The sequence below is a fragment of the Pedobacter yulinensis genome, from assembly GCF_003029735.1.
In the GTDB taxonomy this organism is placed as follows: domain Bacteria; phylum Bacteroidota; class Bacteroidia; order Sphingobacteriales; family Sphingobacteriaceae; genus Pedobacter; species Pedobacter yulinensis.
The window spans coordinates 42,795-57,866 of the sequence record NZ_KZ686269.1; the positions used below are offsets into that span (position 1 = coordinate 42,795).

A 15,072-nucleotide genomic window follows, 5' to 3' on the forward strand; every position below is an offset into this window, starting at 1 on the left:
TTTTCCGGCGGCTCTGCCGCCGGAATTTTTAACCCGATACCCATGAGAACATCATTTTTCTTCCTGCTGAGCTTCCTGGCAGCCGCTTTTCCCGGTCGTGCGCAGCAAAACGACCGGCCAAACGTCATCTATATCTATGCAGATGACCTGGGTTTCGGCGACCTGGGCTGTTACGGCACCAGTAAACTGGCTACGCCAAACCTGGACAAATTAGCCGCCGGCGGCATTCGGTTTACGAACGCCCATGCCACATCGGGCACCTGCACGCCCTCGCGTTTTGCGCTCATGACCGGGCAATACCCCTGGCGTCAGCAAGGTACCGGCATTTTACCGGGCGATGCGTCGCTGATCATACCGACCGACCGGATTTCCCTGCCAAAAGTTTTTAAAAATGCAGGATATGCCACTGCTATCGTGGGCAAATGGCACCTTGGCCTGGGAAACAATGTAGACAAAAACTGGAATGCCACTGTAAAACCCGGTCCTAATGAAGTGGGTTTTGACTATTCCTTCATTTTTCCGGCTACAGCAGACCGGGTACCTACCGTTTTTATGGAAAACGGCGACGTGCTGGCCCGCGATGCGGCCGACCCTATCGCTGTCAATTACACGGAAAAAATTGGCAATGACCCCACCGGGCTGGAAAATCCGGAATTGCTTAAGATGAAAGCATCGCCCAATCATGGTCACAATAACACCATCGTAAACGGCATCGGCCGGATTGGCTGGATGACCGGCGGGCATCGTGCACGCTGGGTAGACGAAGAGGTCTCTGCCACTTTTCTGGTCAAAGCAAACGAATTCATGGAGCAACATGCAAACAAACCGTTTTTCCTCTATTTTCCTTTAACTGAACCGCATGTGCCGCGAATGCCGGCCACACAGTTCAAAGGCAAAAGCGGCCTGGGCTACCGGGGCGATGCCATTCTTCAGCTCGACTGGACCGTTGGCCAGGTGATGAAACAACTGGAAGCATTGGGCATTGCCCGCAATACCATCATCATTTTCAGCAGCGACAACGGTCCCGTTCTCGACGACGGGTATGAAGATGAGGCGGTAACAAAGTTGGGTGACCACAAACCTCTTGGGCCGCTCAGAGGTGGGAAGTACAGTGCCCTTGAAGGAGGTACGCGGGTGCCCTTTATTCTGAACTGGCCGGCCAGGGTAAAACCTGCAGTATCTGAGGCGCTGGTTTGCCAGATGGACCTGCTTGCATCTTTCTCGGCCCTGCTGAATCAAAAAGTTCCTGCCGGCCAGGCAACAGATAGTGAAAACCACGCAGATGCCTTCCTGGGGAAAGCAACCACCGGACGCAAAGTTCTGGTAAAGCAGGGGACAAAGCAGCCTACGGCGATCATAGCCGGCGACTGGAAATACATCAGGCCGGCTGAAGGGCCTACCGTCAGCAAAAGCGTAGGTATAGAAACCGGCAACTCGGCAAGGCCGCAGCTGTATAACCTGAAAAACGACCTCGGCGAAAAAAATAACCTGGCCGGCTCATCGCCGGAGCGTGTAAAGGAGCTGTCAGACCTGCTAGAGTCCATAACGGCATCCGGCAGGAAATAGCTGCCGGTACAGCTGCCGGAATATGATTACGCACGAAGCGATGAAGAATCTCCAGGCAACTTTGTTCTACCTATAGTCCGAACCGTACGCCCGCAGCCTGTTGCTGCGGGTTTTATTCTTAAGAAAATTTTGGCTATCTTGCTGGTTCTTGAAAACACAGATGCAGCATATGGCCCAGGTCTTTTTGTACCGGTATTTTCCCGCAGTAACGGGGACTGTGCTGACGTTTTCGTGTTTACGCACTTTTTTGCCGGTAAACCGAACCGATAAATCATCTGCTAAAGACTTCAACACGTCTGCCTCAAACCGTTAGTTTAATTTTTCAAGGTTTGGGGCGTCAAGCTTTCTGACCGAGACCAATGTATGCCCTTGACCATACTATTCCCCTGGTTTTAAATTTCTATTTTTTTTACACTTGTTTTCCGGCTTCCGGCCGGCTAGACGACTGTTGCCCCTTGAACGGGCGGCAGCAGACAATCAATTTTTATTATGGAAACGAATGAAAGAAATCCGGTAATCATTACACAGGAAGATCTGAACCTTTTAAGGCCGTATGTGAACCGGGACAAAGTTGACCCGAACGAGATGTCGCTCTCGGCTGAACTAAAAAGGGCTGTCATTGTAAAGAGCGATGCTTTTCCAAAGCATGCCATACGCCTGAATTCTAAAGTGCGGATACAGGAAGAGCACACGGGCGAGGTCATGGAGCTGACCATTGTTCTGCCAAAGCATGCCGATATGAAAGCAAAAAAGGTCTCGGTGCTGACGCCCATTGCCGCAGCACTGATCGGTTTCAGAAAAGGGGAGACCGTCAGGTGGAAAGTGCCGGCCGGAATCCGCAAGTTTAAGATTATCGAGGTAGAGGCACCTGAGTAGCCGCATGCATGACAGACATACCGACCGAGCGAAGGAGCACATCTTTCGCTTTTTTTATTGCTGGGTCAGGCAACTGGCTGCGGTGGCAGGATCTGTTCAAACCCTCCATACGGGCTGGTCTGCTGTCGGGGCGCCGCTTCCCGCTTTATGAATTTTTATTACATTTATCGTTCATCCGGTAAAAGAAGATCGCAAACCTGACTTTGGAATAGATGACTGTACATGAGGAAACGCTGATTCTGCATATAAGCTCGGGAGACGAGGAGGCTTTCAGGGTCTTGTTTGGCAGGTACCGTGATAAGATTTTCAACTATGTGCTGAAACTGACCAAGTCAAGAGAGGCCTCTGAAGAAATTGTCATGGATGTTTTCTTAAAACTCTGGCAAGGCCGCGCACTGCTGCATGAACTTGACAATTTTCCTGCTTTTGTATCGACCATTGCCCGCAACAAGGCGCTTGATTTTCTGCGCCTGGCGGCGAAAGACAGAGTGCTGCGCGACCTGGTGTGGGAAGAAATTGAGTTAGCCGCCACTCAAAGGGCTGACGAGCCGCTTTTAACAGCCGAGCTGCAAAAGGAAATCGATGAGGCGGTCGATCAGCTTTCGCCGCAGCGGCGAACCATTTTCAGGCTGAGCCGGGATGAGCATATGACATACGACCAGATCGCCGCCCACCTGAACCTGTCAAAGGCGACCATAAAAAATCACATGCTTGACGCCCTGAAGATCCTGCGGCTGCATTTAAGCCGAAATGCGCGGCTTTTCCTGTTGGTTGCCATACTGACCGGAAAATAATTTCAGACACATTAGGCCTTTCGTCAATTTTTTTCGTCAATCAGGATAATAACCAAATGTAACATGGCCGTGAAGGACAGGCTTGCGCAGCTCCTGCGTCTATATGCCGATAACAACTGTACGAAAGAAGAATTCGAGGAACTGTTCCTGTTAATTGACCGCTCCCCGAACGAGGACCTGCTCGAGCCTTTGCTGTCAATCTATGCACAGGCGCCTGAGGAATCTTCTCATACCGACAAAGACTGGAACACTTTGTATGAGCAGCGTTTCAGCGCTGTGCAGTCCCGGCAGCGCCGCATGACTTTCTTTCGCCTTACAGGCATAGCTGCGACAATACTGATCATTGGCATGGCTGCATTGTTCCTTTTCCGTACCCCGGCAAGACTGAATAACCCGGGTGCAGGCTCTAAAATACCGCCGGCAATTGAGTTGACACCGGGGGGTAATCAGGCGGTGCTAACCTTGTCAAACGGTATTAAAATCGCACTGACCGCTAAAGAAAACGGGCTGATCGCCACCCAGTCGGGTGTTCAGGTTACCAAGACCGCAGACGGCAAGCTGCAATACCGCATAGCAGGCAGCAAACCCGGTTCAGCGCCACAGTTTAATACGATTGAAACGCCCAGGGGCGGGCAATACGAAGTCGTGCTCCCCGATGGCACGCATGTCTGGCTGAACGCCCTGTCGGCGCTGACCTTTCCGACCCATTTTTCGGGCCGCGAACGGGAGGTTACACTTCGTGGCGAAGCGTATTTCGAAGTTGCCAGGAACAAACACCTGCCTTTCCGGGTAAATACCGATCGCCAGGATATCGAGGTGCTCGGTACACATTTCAATATCAATTCTTATCAGGACGAGCAGACAGTGCGGACTACGCTGGTTGAGGGGTCTGTAAAGGTCATCCCGGCTGATGCGGCGCTGGCCGTCGTGCTGCGGCCGGGGCAGCAGGCTGTCTTGCGGCACCAAAAACCGGAGGTCAGGACGGTAGATACCGATATGGTGCTTGGCTGGAAGAAAGGCTATTTCGTGTTCAGCAACAATGACCTCGAAAGCATTATGCGGCAGGTTTCGCGGTGGTATGACGTGGATGTGGAATTTAAGAACAATAGCCTGCGCAAGCGGCTGTTCAGCGGTACGGTATCCAGGTTTGAAAATGCCTCACAGGTACTTGACCTGCTCGAATTAACCGGAATCGTTCACTTTAAAGTAGAAGGAAGGAGAATCATGGTGATGTAAAACAACTACCCCTGTCATGCATCAAAAAACCGGAAGTGAGGCGAAACACTCCCGGCAAAAATGATGTCCGAAATACCGTTAGAACAATCTTTCAAACCATCAACAACCAAATATATGACTTTTTATGATCTAGTCAGGCATAAGCTGCGTCCGCTGATTATGCCCGATCAACTACTACGTGTTATGAAACTCTCATTGATCTTAATGACTGTTTTTCTGCTGGATGCCAGCGCGGCATTGCGTGCACAAAACATTACGCTCCAAAAAAAGGACGCCACGTATGCCCAGCTTTTCAGGGAGATACAAAAGCAAACCGGTTACCACGTGCTCTGGTCGCCCGAGCAATTCGATGACCAGCAAACGCTGAGCTTATCGTTTAAGGCCACCCCGATCGCCCAGGTGCTTAACTCGGTACTGAAAGGTGCGGGGGCAAGTTATACCATCAGAAGCAAAACCATCGTGATCAAGCCGGCGCCGCTGCCGGCCGTGCCGGTGGCAGTGGCCGATACCCTAAAAACCGTAAGCGGAAAGGTTACCGACGAACGGGGGGCGGGCATGCCTGGCATCACGATCCGGGTAAAAGGAGGAACAGCGGTTGCGAGCTCTGATACGGAGGGAAACTATACGGTACGGGCCTCTGACCGCGCTGTGCTGGTTTTTTCTTATGTGGGCTATAAAAGCCAGGAAATCACCGTAGGCGCCAGGCGAATAATCAACGTTCAGCTGGTCCAGGACCAGCAATCGCTCACAGATGTGGTGGTTGTTGGCTATGGCACCCAGAAACGCAAGGACCTGGTATCTGCCGTATCGTCGGTAAAAGGTAAAGATATTGAAAACCTGCCGGTCGCTACCGCGCAGTCGCTGATCCAGGGCCGCGCTTCAGGGGTGCAGGTGGTACAGAATTCCGGTGCGCCAGGCAGCGGTGTCACGGTCAGGATTCGCGGCACCACTTCGATCAATGCAGGGAACGACCCGCTTTATATTGTAGACGGGGTTCCGGTCGAGTCAGGTACGCTTGCAGGCATCAGCCAGTCAGGAAGCCAGACTTCAGCCTTATCGGCCATTAATGCCGACGACATTGAGTCGATGGAGGTGCTGAAAGATGCGGGTGCACTGGCCATCTACGGCTCGCGGGCTGCAAACGGGGTGGTGCTGATTACCACCAAACGCGGCAAATCGGGCGGAACAACCTATAACCTGAATGCCTATTACGGGCTGCAGCGCGACAATGCGCATACACGGGTTAAACTGATGAACAGCACCCAGGCCATTGATCTGATTCAGGAAGGAAGGGCCAATGCCCTGGCAGATGGCGTTACATCGCTGTATGGCTTTCTCCTGCCAGACCCGGCGGGAGTGGTGTACGATACCAACTGGCAGGATGCGCTCTTCCGCACCGCGCCAATCTCTAATTATGAACTTGCCATTCGCGGAGGCGAAAAAAAGCTCAGATTTGCACTTAGCGCCGGTTACATGGACCAGGATGGGATCATCATCGCATCGGGCTATAAACGGGGAACAGCCCGGCTTAATCTCGACTATGATGCGTCAGAGAAACTGAAACTGGGCGCCAACATTTCGCTTTCCAGGTATCAGAATAAACGCGTTTCGACCGAAGACGGGGCAACGTCGATTATCCAGGTGGCCCTGAAGAAAACACCCTCTCACCCGATTTATAACCCCGACGGCACTTATTTCCTGAACGATGTTTCGGGTTTCATTAACCCGGTTGCCTACGCCAATAAAAACAAATACGAGAACCAGGTTTCTTCTGTAGTCGGCAACCTGTTCGGCGAATACCGGTTTACGCCAGATCTGAACTTCAGGACCACCTTCGGCTTCAACTATGCTTCGGTGCTGGACCAGTTCTTTCAGCCGGCAGGTGCAGTTCGCAATGGCGTTGCTGCCGGCCAGGCATTCTCTTCGTCTGTAGATGGCTGGATCAATGAGAATACGCTCAATTACACAAAAGAATTCGGCGTGCACCGCTTTAGCGCGGTTGCCGGGTACAGCCAGCAGGAACGTACCTCACTGGCCATCAATGCGCGCGGTACACAGTATGCTACAGACAACATCCCAACGCTGAATGCCGCTGTTTTGCCGACAGAAGCTTCTTCCATGGGCTCGGGTTACGGCCTTTCTTCCGCTTTTGCACGTCTGGGTTATGCCTATGCTGACCGTTATCTTCTCGAGCTTACCGCCCGGCGCGACGGATCATCACGGTTTGGAGAAAACAAAAGATATGCGGTTTTTCCGGCTGCTTCTGCGGCCTGGCGCATTTCAAATGAGGGCTTCTGGGACAAATCTGCGCTGGTAAATGACCTTAAGCTGCGCGGCAGCATCGGTAAGACAGGGAACCAGACCATTGGCGATTATGTAGCACAGGGCCAATACGCAACCGGCGCCGGTTATGCAGGCCAAAGCGGTATTTTTCTCAGCACCATGCCTAACCCCGACCTGACCTGGGAAACCACTTTGCAGTACAATGCAGGGATCGACATTTCATTATTTAAGTCGCGGGTAAGCCTGAACATTGACGCCTACGTAAAAAACACATCCAACCTGCTGCTCGATGTACCGCTGCCCATTACCTCAGGCTTCGGATCGGTTTTGCAGAATATTGGTTCCACGCAGAACAAAGGTCTGGAGCTGACGCTCAATACGGTGAATATCCAGAGCGAGACCTTAAACTGGACCAGTAATTTCAACATCTCTTTTAACCGCAACAAGGTTACCAACCTGTACAGCGGGGCAAACAACATCATCAATACCATAGGCCAGGGATTAACCGGATCGCTTACTTCTTACAGCATCCTCGAGGTGGGGCAGTCAATTGGCAGTTTTTACGGTTGGCGGCAGTCGGGCGTTTACCGGTACTCGGCAGACAACAGTACCAACCTCAAAAACGCCAGTGTGGGTACCAACGGCTATACATTCAGGGGCGGCGACCTCATCTTCCAGGACCTGAACGGCAACAATGTTATCGACAATGATGACCGGCAGATCATTGGGAACGCACTGCCCAAGTTTACAGGAGGCTTTTCAAACACGCTTAACTATCAAAACTTCGACTTTTCAATCCTGGTTACCTTCAGTTACGGGAACGATATCCTGAACGGTACACGGTACTCAGCCGAATCGGCAACCGGTTTTAACGGCTCGCTGAAACTCCTGAACCGCTGGCGCAACGAAGGCGACATGACCGATATACCCCGTGCAAATTATGCAGATCCGGCAGGTAACAGGCGGTTTTCTGACCGGTGGCTTGAAGACGGTTCATATGTAAGGGCCAAGAACGTGACACTGGGCTACACTGTCAGGAACGGGGCTTTGAAGAAAATAGGCGCCAATAGCTGCAGGCTTTATCTTTCAGGGCAAAACCTCTTTACGATTACTTCTTATTCCGGTTACGACCCGGAGGCAAGCGCGTTCAATTCGAGGGTTACTGAAATTGGCATAGACCAGGGAACCTATCCGCAATACCGCGCCCTTATTTTCGGACTGAATGTTGGATTTTAAACTTATGAAGATGATGAAATCAATCAAAAATATACTCTTGTTAGCCATTCCGCTGCTCGTGTTTTCGTGTAAAAAAGTAACAGAACAAATTCCCCTGAGCAACATTACACCGGCAAATTTTTACAAGACAGCATCTGATGCAGACAATGCCATCAATGCCTGTTACGATGCGTTACAGCAGAGCCCGAGTAATTACGTGATCTGGGGCGATGGCAGAACCGATATGCTTGCCAATACAGACCGGTCAAGCAGTGCAGACCTGCAGGTAAACAGCGGAAATGTTGCTGCTACGAATGGTTATGTGGGCTGGGGAAGCCTATATGCGGGCATTAACCGCTGCAACAGTGTGCTTAAAAATGTTCCGGGCATTACAGACCCGGCCCTGGCCGGCCGTCGAGACCGCATACTCGGCGAGGCATATTTTCTCAGGGCCCTTTTCTATTTTTACCTGACACGGACGTTCGAAAATGCCCCGCTCATCCTGGAGCCTTATGAAAGCCTCGGCGGTGACTTTTTTCCCAAAGTCAGTTCCCGGCAGCTCATCTTTGAGCAGGTTGAGAAGGACCTGAAGCTGGCAGAGACCCTGGTGCCCGATCTGCCTTTCTCGACAACGCTTGAAAACAAGGGCAAGGCTACGAAGGCGGCCGTCAGGAGCACCCTGGCCGACCTGTACCTCTGGCAAAAGAAATACCAGCAGGCAGCAGACATGGCGGCGCTGGTGATCAGCAGCCCGGCAAACTACAGCCTGGTTCAGGGTGCCAATTTCGCGGCAATTTTCAGGGACAAGAATACCACCGAATCCATCTTCGAGGTGCAGTATAACTATACCTACCAGGAAGGGAACACCAATAACCTGTCAGAACAGTTTCTGCCGCTTGGGGGCAGCATCACGGCGGGTAACCTCCGGTACCAGCCTTCAGACGCCGTTCTGGCGGCACTGCCGGCAACCGATAACCGGGCCGGGATCACCTACAGGAATACCGGTTCCTCGCCGGCGCCATACCGCGATGCCAACAAACTTTACATTGCCAAATATCCCGGAACCCTGGTTGGCAACATTCTCTACCAGGATGCCAACCGCATGGTGTACCGCCTGGCCGAAGTGATCTTGTTCCGCGCCGAAGCGCTGAATGAACTCGGGCGGCCTGAGCAGGCCATTCCGCTGTTGAACCAGATCAGGGCACGTGCGGGCATAGGCCCGACAGCTGCGGTTAGCCAGGCCGAGGTGCGGCTGGCCATTGAGCGCGAGCGCTTTGCCGAGCTCGCATTTGAAGGCAAGCGGTATTACGACCTGGTACGCACCGGGCGTTATGCAGCGGTTACCGGGTTCACAGATCCCAATTACCTGCGCTGGCCGTTGCCTGCTTCTGAACTGATCCGCAACCCCAACCTGGTGCAAAATCCGGGTTATTAATCAAGAACACATGAACAGAAAGAATTTAAATACCCTATTCCTGGCGCTCACACTCTTGCTATTTGGCATGGCCTGCAAAAAAGAAGACGCAATAACCGGCCAGGTTGTCGATGCGGTTTACATTACATCGACCGCCGTAACGGGTACAGGAGCGAATGCCGCCACGACGATCACCAATTCGGCTTCAGGCCGCGTCTCAGCATCTCCTGCTTCTGCAAGGGTGTATGTAAATACGCCGAAAAGTTTCGATGTACAGGTTAGCTACAACCTTTCAGGCACGGCGGTGGCAGGCACGAACTATACCGCACCTAACCCCATGCTGGTTACCATCCCGGCAGGAAAGTGGTATGCCGATATCCTGATCCCCGTGATCAATACGCCGCTTCCGGGCAACCGCACCATTGTAATCAGCCTCACTGCCGCTGGTAACAACACCCAGCTGGGGCTGGGTACCGACAGGAACTATAAAGTATTTACCTACACATTAACGAATTAGGGAGGGGGATAGATGAACAGACGCGAGATTCTTAAACTGGGTATCGCCGGGTTCAGCTCGGCAGGTGTGGCTTTTGCCATGCCTGCCTTTGCCATGCCCTTACCGGCACCACAGCAAGACGCAGCAAGCGCCCCTGTGGTTTTTAACGCCGGCGTAGGCGGAAACAACAGCACAGAACTGCTCGAAAGACTGGAAAGGGACTGCCTGGCACGCAAACCTGACCTGACCATCCTGATGGTGGGTACAAATGACATGAACAGCGTTAAACATGTGCCGCTGCCGCAGTTTGAAAAAAACCTGAGCATGCTTGTTGCACGCATCCAGCGTTCCGGTAGCAAGCTGCTCATGCTGAGTATTTTACCTGCTTATGAGCCGCATCTTTTAACACGGCATCCGGCTGCGTTTTACTTGCCTGAAGGTGTGGCTGGCAGGCGGCAGGCCGTTAACCGGAGCATTGAAAAGTGCGCAAAGAAGCACCGTGCCTGGCACCTGGACGTGTGCAGCCGGTTTGAAAAGATTGGCCGGATCGGTACCGAAGCAGATTCATTGCTGCAGAACGAAAAAAATTCCGGAAAAACCGATGGCATACACCCGACAAACAACGGTTACCGGCTCATTGCGCTCAGCGTATACGACTTCCTGACCTTTCACCGGATCGCCGCCTCGCGGATCGTCTGTTTTGGCGACAGCATTACAAAGGGCGACGGTTCTACAGACAAAAACAGTTATCCTGCCTATCTTAAACAACTTTTATCCTGAACACATGTATATTTTGAAATTAACCCGGCTCCTGTCTTTTCTGTTTCTGGTTTCGCTGGCCCGGCCCGCGGTGGCCCGTCAGGCAAACAAGACCCGGCATGCCGATGTGATCGTTTACGGCGGAACCTCGGCAGGAATCATCGCTGCGGTCCAGGTGGCCAAAATGGGCAAAAAGGTCATCGTCGTTTCCCCGGATGTACACCTTGGCGGCCTTTCATCTTCGGGACTGGGCTTTACCGATACCGGCAATAAGGAGGTGATCGGTGGCCTGGCGCGCGATTTCTACCACCGTGTTTATCTGCATTACCAGCAGGATTCGGCCTGGAAGTGGCAAAGCAGGGAATCATACGGCAACAAGGGCCAGGGAACACCGGCTATCGACGGCCGCGAACGCACGATGTGGATCTTTGAACCGCACGTAGCTGAGTCGATCTTTGAAACACTGGTCAAAGAAAACAAGATCACCGTTTACCGCGACAGGTGGCTGGACAGGACGTATGAACCCGTTAAAAAGAAGGGCTCGATTGTCGGCATCAAGACCACCAATGGAGAATATTATACGGGCAGCATGTTTATTGATGCCACCTATGAGGGCGACCTCATGGCTGCAGCGAAAGTGAATTACCACATTGGCCGCGAGGCAAATGCTGTATACGGGGAAAAATGGAATGGAGTGCAGGCGCTGGTTTTCCAGCACCGCCATCACTTTGCAAAACCGGTCGACCCGTTTGTTGTTAAGGGAAATCCCGCAAGCGGCCTGTTACCCGGCATCAGCAAAGAAGTGCCTGGCCCGAACGGCAGCGCAGACAAGCGCCTGCAAGCCTATTGTTACCGCATGTGCCTGAGCGATAAACCGGAGAACCGGGTGGAGTTTCCCAAACCCGATAACTACAACCCGACAGACTACGAACTGCTGGTTCGCGTATTTGAAAGCGGGTGGCGCGAACTGTTTGATAAGTATGACCCCGTGCCCAACCGCAAGACCGACACCAATAACCATGGGCCGTTCAGCACAGATTATATTGGCATGAACTACCGGTATCCCGAGGCCTCCTATGCCGAACGGAAAAGCATCATCAAGGCCCATGAAGACTACCAGAAAGGCCTGATGTATTTCCTGTCGAATGATCCAAGGGTACCCGCAGACCTGCAGGCCCGCATGAAAACCTGGGGACTGGCCAAAGATGAGTTCGCTGACAATGGCCACTGGCCATACCAGTTATACGTTCGCGAAGCCCGGCGGATGATTGGTCCATACGTGGTTACAGAGCATGATGTACTGGGAACGAAAGAAGTGCCCCGGCCGGTAGGCATGGGCTCCTATTCACTCGATTCGCACAACGTGCAACGGTACGTAACGCCAGAAGGTCATGTGCAGAATGAAGGCGACATTGGTGTAAAAGCACCAAAACCTTATGCCATATCGTACGATGCGCTGGTGCCGAAAGCGGCCGAATGCAAGAACCTGCTCGTTCCTGTGTGCTTGTCATCCTCTCACATTGCCTACGGTTCGATCAGGATGGAACCGGTTTTCATGATCCTCGGGCAGTCTGCAGCTACGGCAGCGGTTCTGGCCATCAACAACAAGGTGAGCGTTCAGGACGTTGACTATAAACAACTGGCTGCGGCACTGCAGGCAGATAAACAATGCCTCACCTATAAGTAACCAGCAGACATGCAGCCTGAGCACTTGCATGAAGTGTTTAGTTGAAAAGAGGCCGCCCCCTAAGGGCGGCCTCTTTTTTAAATCTGAAGCATTTTGTGCTTACAAAGGTCCGGGTGGTTTAACGAACGGATTCCCTGATCGTTTTTTCCTCGTCGTCCTCGCGCTGCTGTTGATCGTTTGGCGCTTCTTCGACACCTGTACCGCTTGCATCATTGCCGGTTTGCGCCGGTTCATTGATGTGGTTTTCTTCTGCGTTGTCCTTGCCTGCAGGATCGATTGGCTGCTGTTCCTTGTTCATGTTCAAAGTTTAAGATTACAGGTTTAAGCTTCACCGAATGCAATTGGTTTCAGAAAAGGCCAGATTGCGTAATTGACGCAGGCCGGTTTGACATGGGTATCTCTATAACAAAAACGGCCCGGGCAAATGCCGGGCCGTATCCAAATTGTCTTCAAAAAACCTATTCCAGGTAACCTGCTGCCTTGATTTTGGCCATCGCCTCCATCAGCATGGCGCCGCTCAACTGGGCCCGCAAACCGCCCACAGAAGCGGGCGCTTCCCACCACCTGAATCCAAAAAGAACAACCGGTGTTTTGGTCGTGCCTTTTGTCCAGAGAATCTGGGCGCTGTTTTTCAGGAAGTTAACATATCGCCGGCGGGCGCTTTCGGGCAGGTCCTTGTGCAAAATGAGTTCGGTCAGGTACCTGACAAAAATCCCTTTAAAGAGGTTCACGTCATGATCCTGCTGCTCTGCCCAGTCGCTCAGCACCTTATTTGTCGAATTGACCAGCGTACTGGTGGTCCAGTCGGCCGTTTTCATCGCATCGTTCAGGTACACTTTGTTGCCCGTGATCTTGTAATACTCAAGCGCCGCGCCCATATAGGTGCCGGCATTATAGGTCCAGTCTCCCTGGTTATTGTTGATGTCTTCAAAAACGCGGCCCGATTGCTGCACCACGCGGTGTTCCTTGATCCAGTTGTAGATGCGTGACAACCAGACCAGGTTGGTTTCGCCCCGTACAATTTCACTCTGTCCGTATTTTTGCCAGCGGCGCGCAGCAATGATGGCAGCCGGCCCATTTGAGGGCACACCTTTGCTTCGGCCTTCCTTGGTGTTTTCATGGTTCCAGGGAATGCCACCGCCGTCTTCCTCATTCCAGCCATCAATGATGGCTGTCCAGAGTTCTTTAGCCGACTGTTCGTACCGGGTATCGCCGGTTGCTTCGAGCGCGCGCATGTGCGCCATGCCATGCCAGCCCATATCATCATAGTAGTTGTTCCAGAAGCGGTTTCCATTCTTCTTTTTAACGCCTTCGTAAAAAGCGGCGATTTTCTGTTTGTAAAAATCGTCTTTGGTCCGCACATAAGCATCGACCAGTACGTCAAGCCCATGGGCTTCGGGCCAGTAATCGAATTGCCCGATGGCGCCGAAATTGTCGTTGTTGAAATGGTTTTTCGTCGAGTTGAAGTACACACTGGTAAAACTCCGGCTGCTGCTGTCGGCAGCGGTATTCCAGTTGATGTTGTATTTCACGCTTCGGTCTACATATTCATCTTCTATTTTCCCGCAGGCGCTCAAACCGAGCGCCAGGAGGGAAATATACAGTCTTGTTTTCATTTGCAGGTTAATAAATAATCTGATGGGTATATGCAGGATTTGCACTGTTCAGGTCGACAACGATGCTGCAACGCGGTACATTCCGGTTCGGGAATTTAAACGAATAGTCCCACTGGTTGCGGTCGGTCGGGTAGAAGTTCAGGTTGAAGTAGGTGCCTGTAGTGGCTGTTGGCGGCTGGTTGTCCTTATTGGCACTGCCTAGTTTTTGCTCAGTTCCCCCAATGTTCATCCAGAAAAAGTAACGGTCGTCTCCCCAATTGGTGGTAAAGTCTGGCACAATGTTGTTTACGCGCCATACGCCTCTTCCCTGGTAGGCGAGGGTCTCGCGTTTTTGCGGCGTACACATGAAGAAATCCAGCTTCGTTACTTCCTGAATGCTTGCCGAAGAGGTTGCAAAATCAAGTGTTACCTTATAGATACCGTCTTTCGCTACCGTAGCGCCATCTGCGTTTTCGCGGAAAGCCCGACCATCGGCACCAAGTGTAAAGCTGCGCGAAACGTTTGTTTTCGAGTCTACGAATACATACTTTTTACCGGCAAGCAGCTTGGTATAGATTTCAAACTCATTTCCGCCTGCGAGACCTTTAACGGTTAAGGCTGATGCAAGTGTGGCGCCGCCCTCGGTTCCTTCACCAGTCAGGTAAAGCGATGTAGGAGCCTCAATCCCGGCAAGGCGGGTAATGCTGATTTTTCTGGCCTGTGGTGACGATACTTTGGTCATGCCACGCGAGCTGATAACGGTCCATTTGAGGGTTCCGCGCTCAGCAGCCGGAATTCCTGCTAAACCACCGATGCGGTTAAGTACCTTGTGGGTAATGGTGGCGCCAGTGCTTGTACCGTTGTTATCGGCGGGCGCAACGTAAAGCGGTTTTGAAAAATCGCCGTTTTCCTTGTCAAAGACCACATCATAATACACCAGGCCATTGTCTTCGGCTGTTGCTTTTTCCCATTCAAAATACAGGCTTGAGGTAGCGCCCGATTGTAATACCACGTTGCGGGCATCGTCGGGAGCATAGAGGGTTTTTACTTCAGTTACCTGAACTTCTTTGAACGAATCGTTTTTTTTGCATCCGCCAAGACCGATCAATAGCAGCAGCGGAAGAAATATTGAAGATATATTGGTTTTCATT

General features: G+C 52.1%; 12 protein-coding genes. 9 read left to right on the forward strand and 3 right to left on the reverse strand.

What is annotated here, in order from left to right:
• Positions 1–42 precede the first annotated feature (42 nt).
• The 9 genes from C7T94_RS07475 (at position 43) to C7T94_RS07520 (ending at position 12,326) form a co-directional block, all read left to right on the forward strand.
• Complete coding sequence (locus C7T94_RS07475) at positions 43–1,566, forward strand: sulfatase family protein (RefSeq protein ID WP_107214767.1); 1,524 nt, start codon at positions 43–45, stop codon at positions 1,564–1,566.
• 489 nt (positions 1,567–2,055) lie between these two features.
• Positions 2,056–2,442: a GreA/GreB family elongation factor gene (locus tag C7T94_RS07485; RefSeq protein ID WP_107214769.1), complete on the forward strand. Its 387-nt coding sequence runs from the start codon at positions 2,056–2,058 to the stop codon at positions 2,440–2,442.
• A 212-nt stretch (positions 2,443–2,654) separates the two neighbouring features.
• Entirely contained in the window at positions 2,655–3,236 is a 582-nt protein-coding gene (locus C7T94_RS07490; RefSeq protein WP_107214770.1) for an RNA polymerase sigma-70 factor, read from the forward strand.
• A gap of 63 nt (positions 3,237–3,299) precedes the next feature.
• On the forward strand, positions 3,300–4,472 hold the full coding sequence (locus C7T94_RS07495) for a FecR family protein (RefSeq protein ID WP_107214771.1): 1,173 nt from the start codon (positions 3,300–3,302) through the stop codon (positions 4,470–4,472).
• 183 nt (positions 4,473–4,655) lie between these two features.
• Entirely contained in the window at positions 4,656–7,991 is a 3,336-nt protein-coding gene (locus C7T94_RS07500; RefSeq protein ID WP_162618591.1) for a TonB-dependent receptor, read from the forward strand.
• A 10-nt stretch (positions 7,992–8,001) separates the two neighbouring features.
• On the forward strand, positions 8,002–9,405 hold the full coding sequence (locus tag C7T94_RS07505) for a RagB/SusD family nutrient uptake outer membrane protein (protein WP_162618592.1): 1,404 nt from the start codon (positions 8,002–8,004) through the stop codon (positions 9,403–9,405).
• A gap of 10 nt (positions 9,406–9,415) precedes the next feature.
• Positions 9,416–9,901: a hypothetical protein gene (locus C7T94_RS07510; RefSeq protein ID WP_107214774.1), complete on the forward strand. Its 486-nt coding sequence runs from the start codon at positions 9,416–9,418 to the stop codon at positions 9,899–9,901.
• A 12-nt stretch (positions 9,902–9,913) separates the two neighbouring features.
• Positions 9,914–10,660, forward strand: a complete 747-nt coding sequence (locus C7T94_RS07515; RefSeq protein ID WP_107214775.1) for an SGNH/GDSL hydrolase family protein — start codon at positions 9,914–9,916, stop codon at positions 10,658–10,660.
• Between the two features lie 4 nt (positions 10,661–10,664).
• The gene (locus C7T94_RS07520) at positions 10,665–12,326 is read left to right on the forward strand and encodes an FAD-dependent oxidoreductase (RefSeq protein ID WP_107214776.1); all 1,662 of its coding nucleotides are present in this window, start codon (positions 10,665–10,667) and stop codon (positions 12,324–12,326) included.
• Positions 12,327–12,444: 118 nt separating this feature from the next.
• Here the strand turns inward: C7T94_RS07520 and C7T94_RS07525 are convergent, their stop codons facing one another.
• The 3 genes from C7T94_RS07525 to C7T94_RS07535 form a co-directional block, all read right to left on the reverse strand.
• Positions 12,445–12,624, reverse strand: coding sequence for a hypothetical protein (locus C7T94_RS07525; protein WP_107214777.1), 180 nt, complete (start codon positions 12,622–12,624; stop codon positions 12,445–12,447).
• Positions 12,625–12,784: 160 nt separating this feature from the next.
• On the reverse strand, positions 12,785–13,942 hold the full coding sequence (locus tag C7T94_RS07530; protein ID WP_107214778.1) for a glycoside hydrolase family 76 protein: 1,158 nt from the start codon (positions 13,940–13,942) through the stop codon (positions 12,785–12,787).
• A gap of 7 nt (positions 13,943–13,949) precedes the next feature.
• Positions 13,950–15,071, reverse strand: coding sequence for a SusE domain-containing protein (locus tag C7T94_RS07535; RefSeq protein WP_107214779.1), 1,122 nt, complete (start codon positions 15,069–15,071; stop codon positions 13,950–13,952).
• Position 15,072: the final 1 nt, after the last annotated feature.

Coding starts and splice junctions, on each gene's coding strand:
- C7T94_RS07475 (WP_107214767.1), top strand. CDS start 43: ATGAGAACATCATTTTTCTTCCTGCTGAGCTTCCTGGCAGCCGCTTTT.
- C7T94_RS07485 (WP_107214769.1), top strand. CDS start 2,056: ATGGAAACGAATGAAAGAAATCCGGTAATCATTACACAGGAAGATCTG.
- C7T94_RS07490 (WP_107214770.1), top strand. CDS start 2,655: ATGACTGTACATGAGGAAACGCTGATTCTGCATATAAGCTCGGGAGAC.
- C7T94_RS07495 (WP_107214771.1), top strand. CDS start 3,300: ATGGCCGTGAAGGACAGGCTTGCGCAGCTCCTGCGTCTATATGCCGAT.
- C7T94_RS07500 (WP_162618591.1), top strand. CDS start 4,656: ATGAAACTCTCATTGATCTTAATGACTGTTTTTCTGCTGGATGCCAGC.
- C7T94_RS07505 (WP_162618592.1), top strand. CDS start 8,002: ATGATGAAATCAATCAAAAATATACTCTTGTTAGCCATTCCGCTGCTC.
- C7T94_RS07510 (WP_107214774.1), top strand. CDS start 9,416: ATGAACAGAAAGAATTTAAATACCCTATTCCTGGCGCTCACACTCTTG.
- C7T94_RS07515 (WP_107214775.1), top strand. CDS start 9,914: ATGAACAGACGCGAGATTCTTAAACTGGGTATCGCCGGGTTCAGCTCG.
- C7T94_RS07520 (WP_107214776.1), top strand. CDS start 10,665: ATGTATATTTTGAAATTAACCCGGCTCCTGTCTTTTCTGTTTCTGGTT.
- C7T94_RS07525 (WP_107214777.1), bottom strand. CDS start 12,624: ATGAACAAGGAACAGCAGCCAATCGATCCTGCAGGCAAGGACAACGCA.
- C7T94_RS07530 (WP_107214778.1), bottom strand. CDS start 13,942: ATGAAAACAAGACTGTATATTTCCCTCCTGGCGCTCGGTTTGAGCGCC.
- C7T94_RS07535 (WP_107214779.1), bottom strand. CDS start 15,071: ATGAAAACCAATATATCTTCAATATTTCTTCCGCTGCTGCTATTGATC.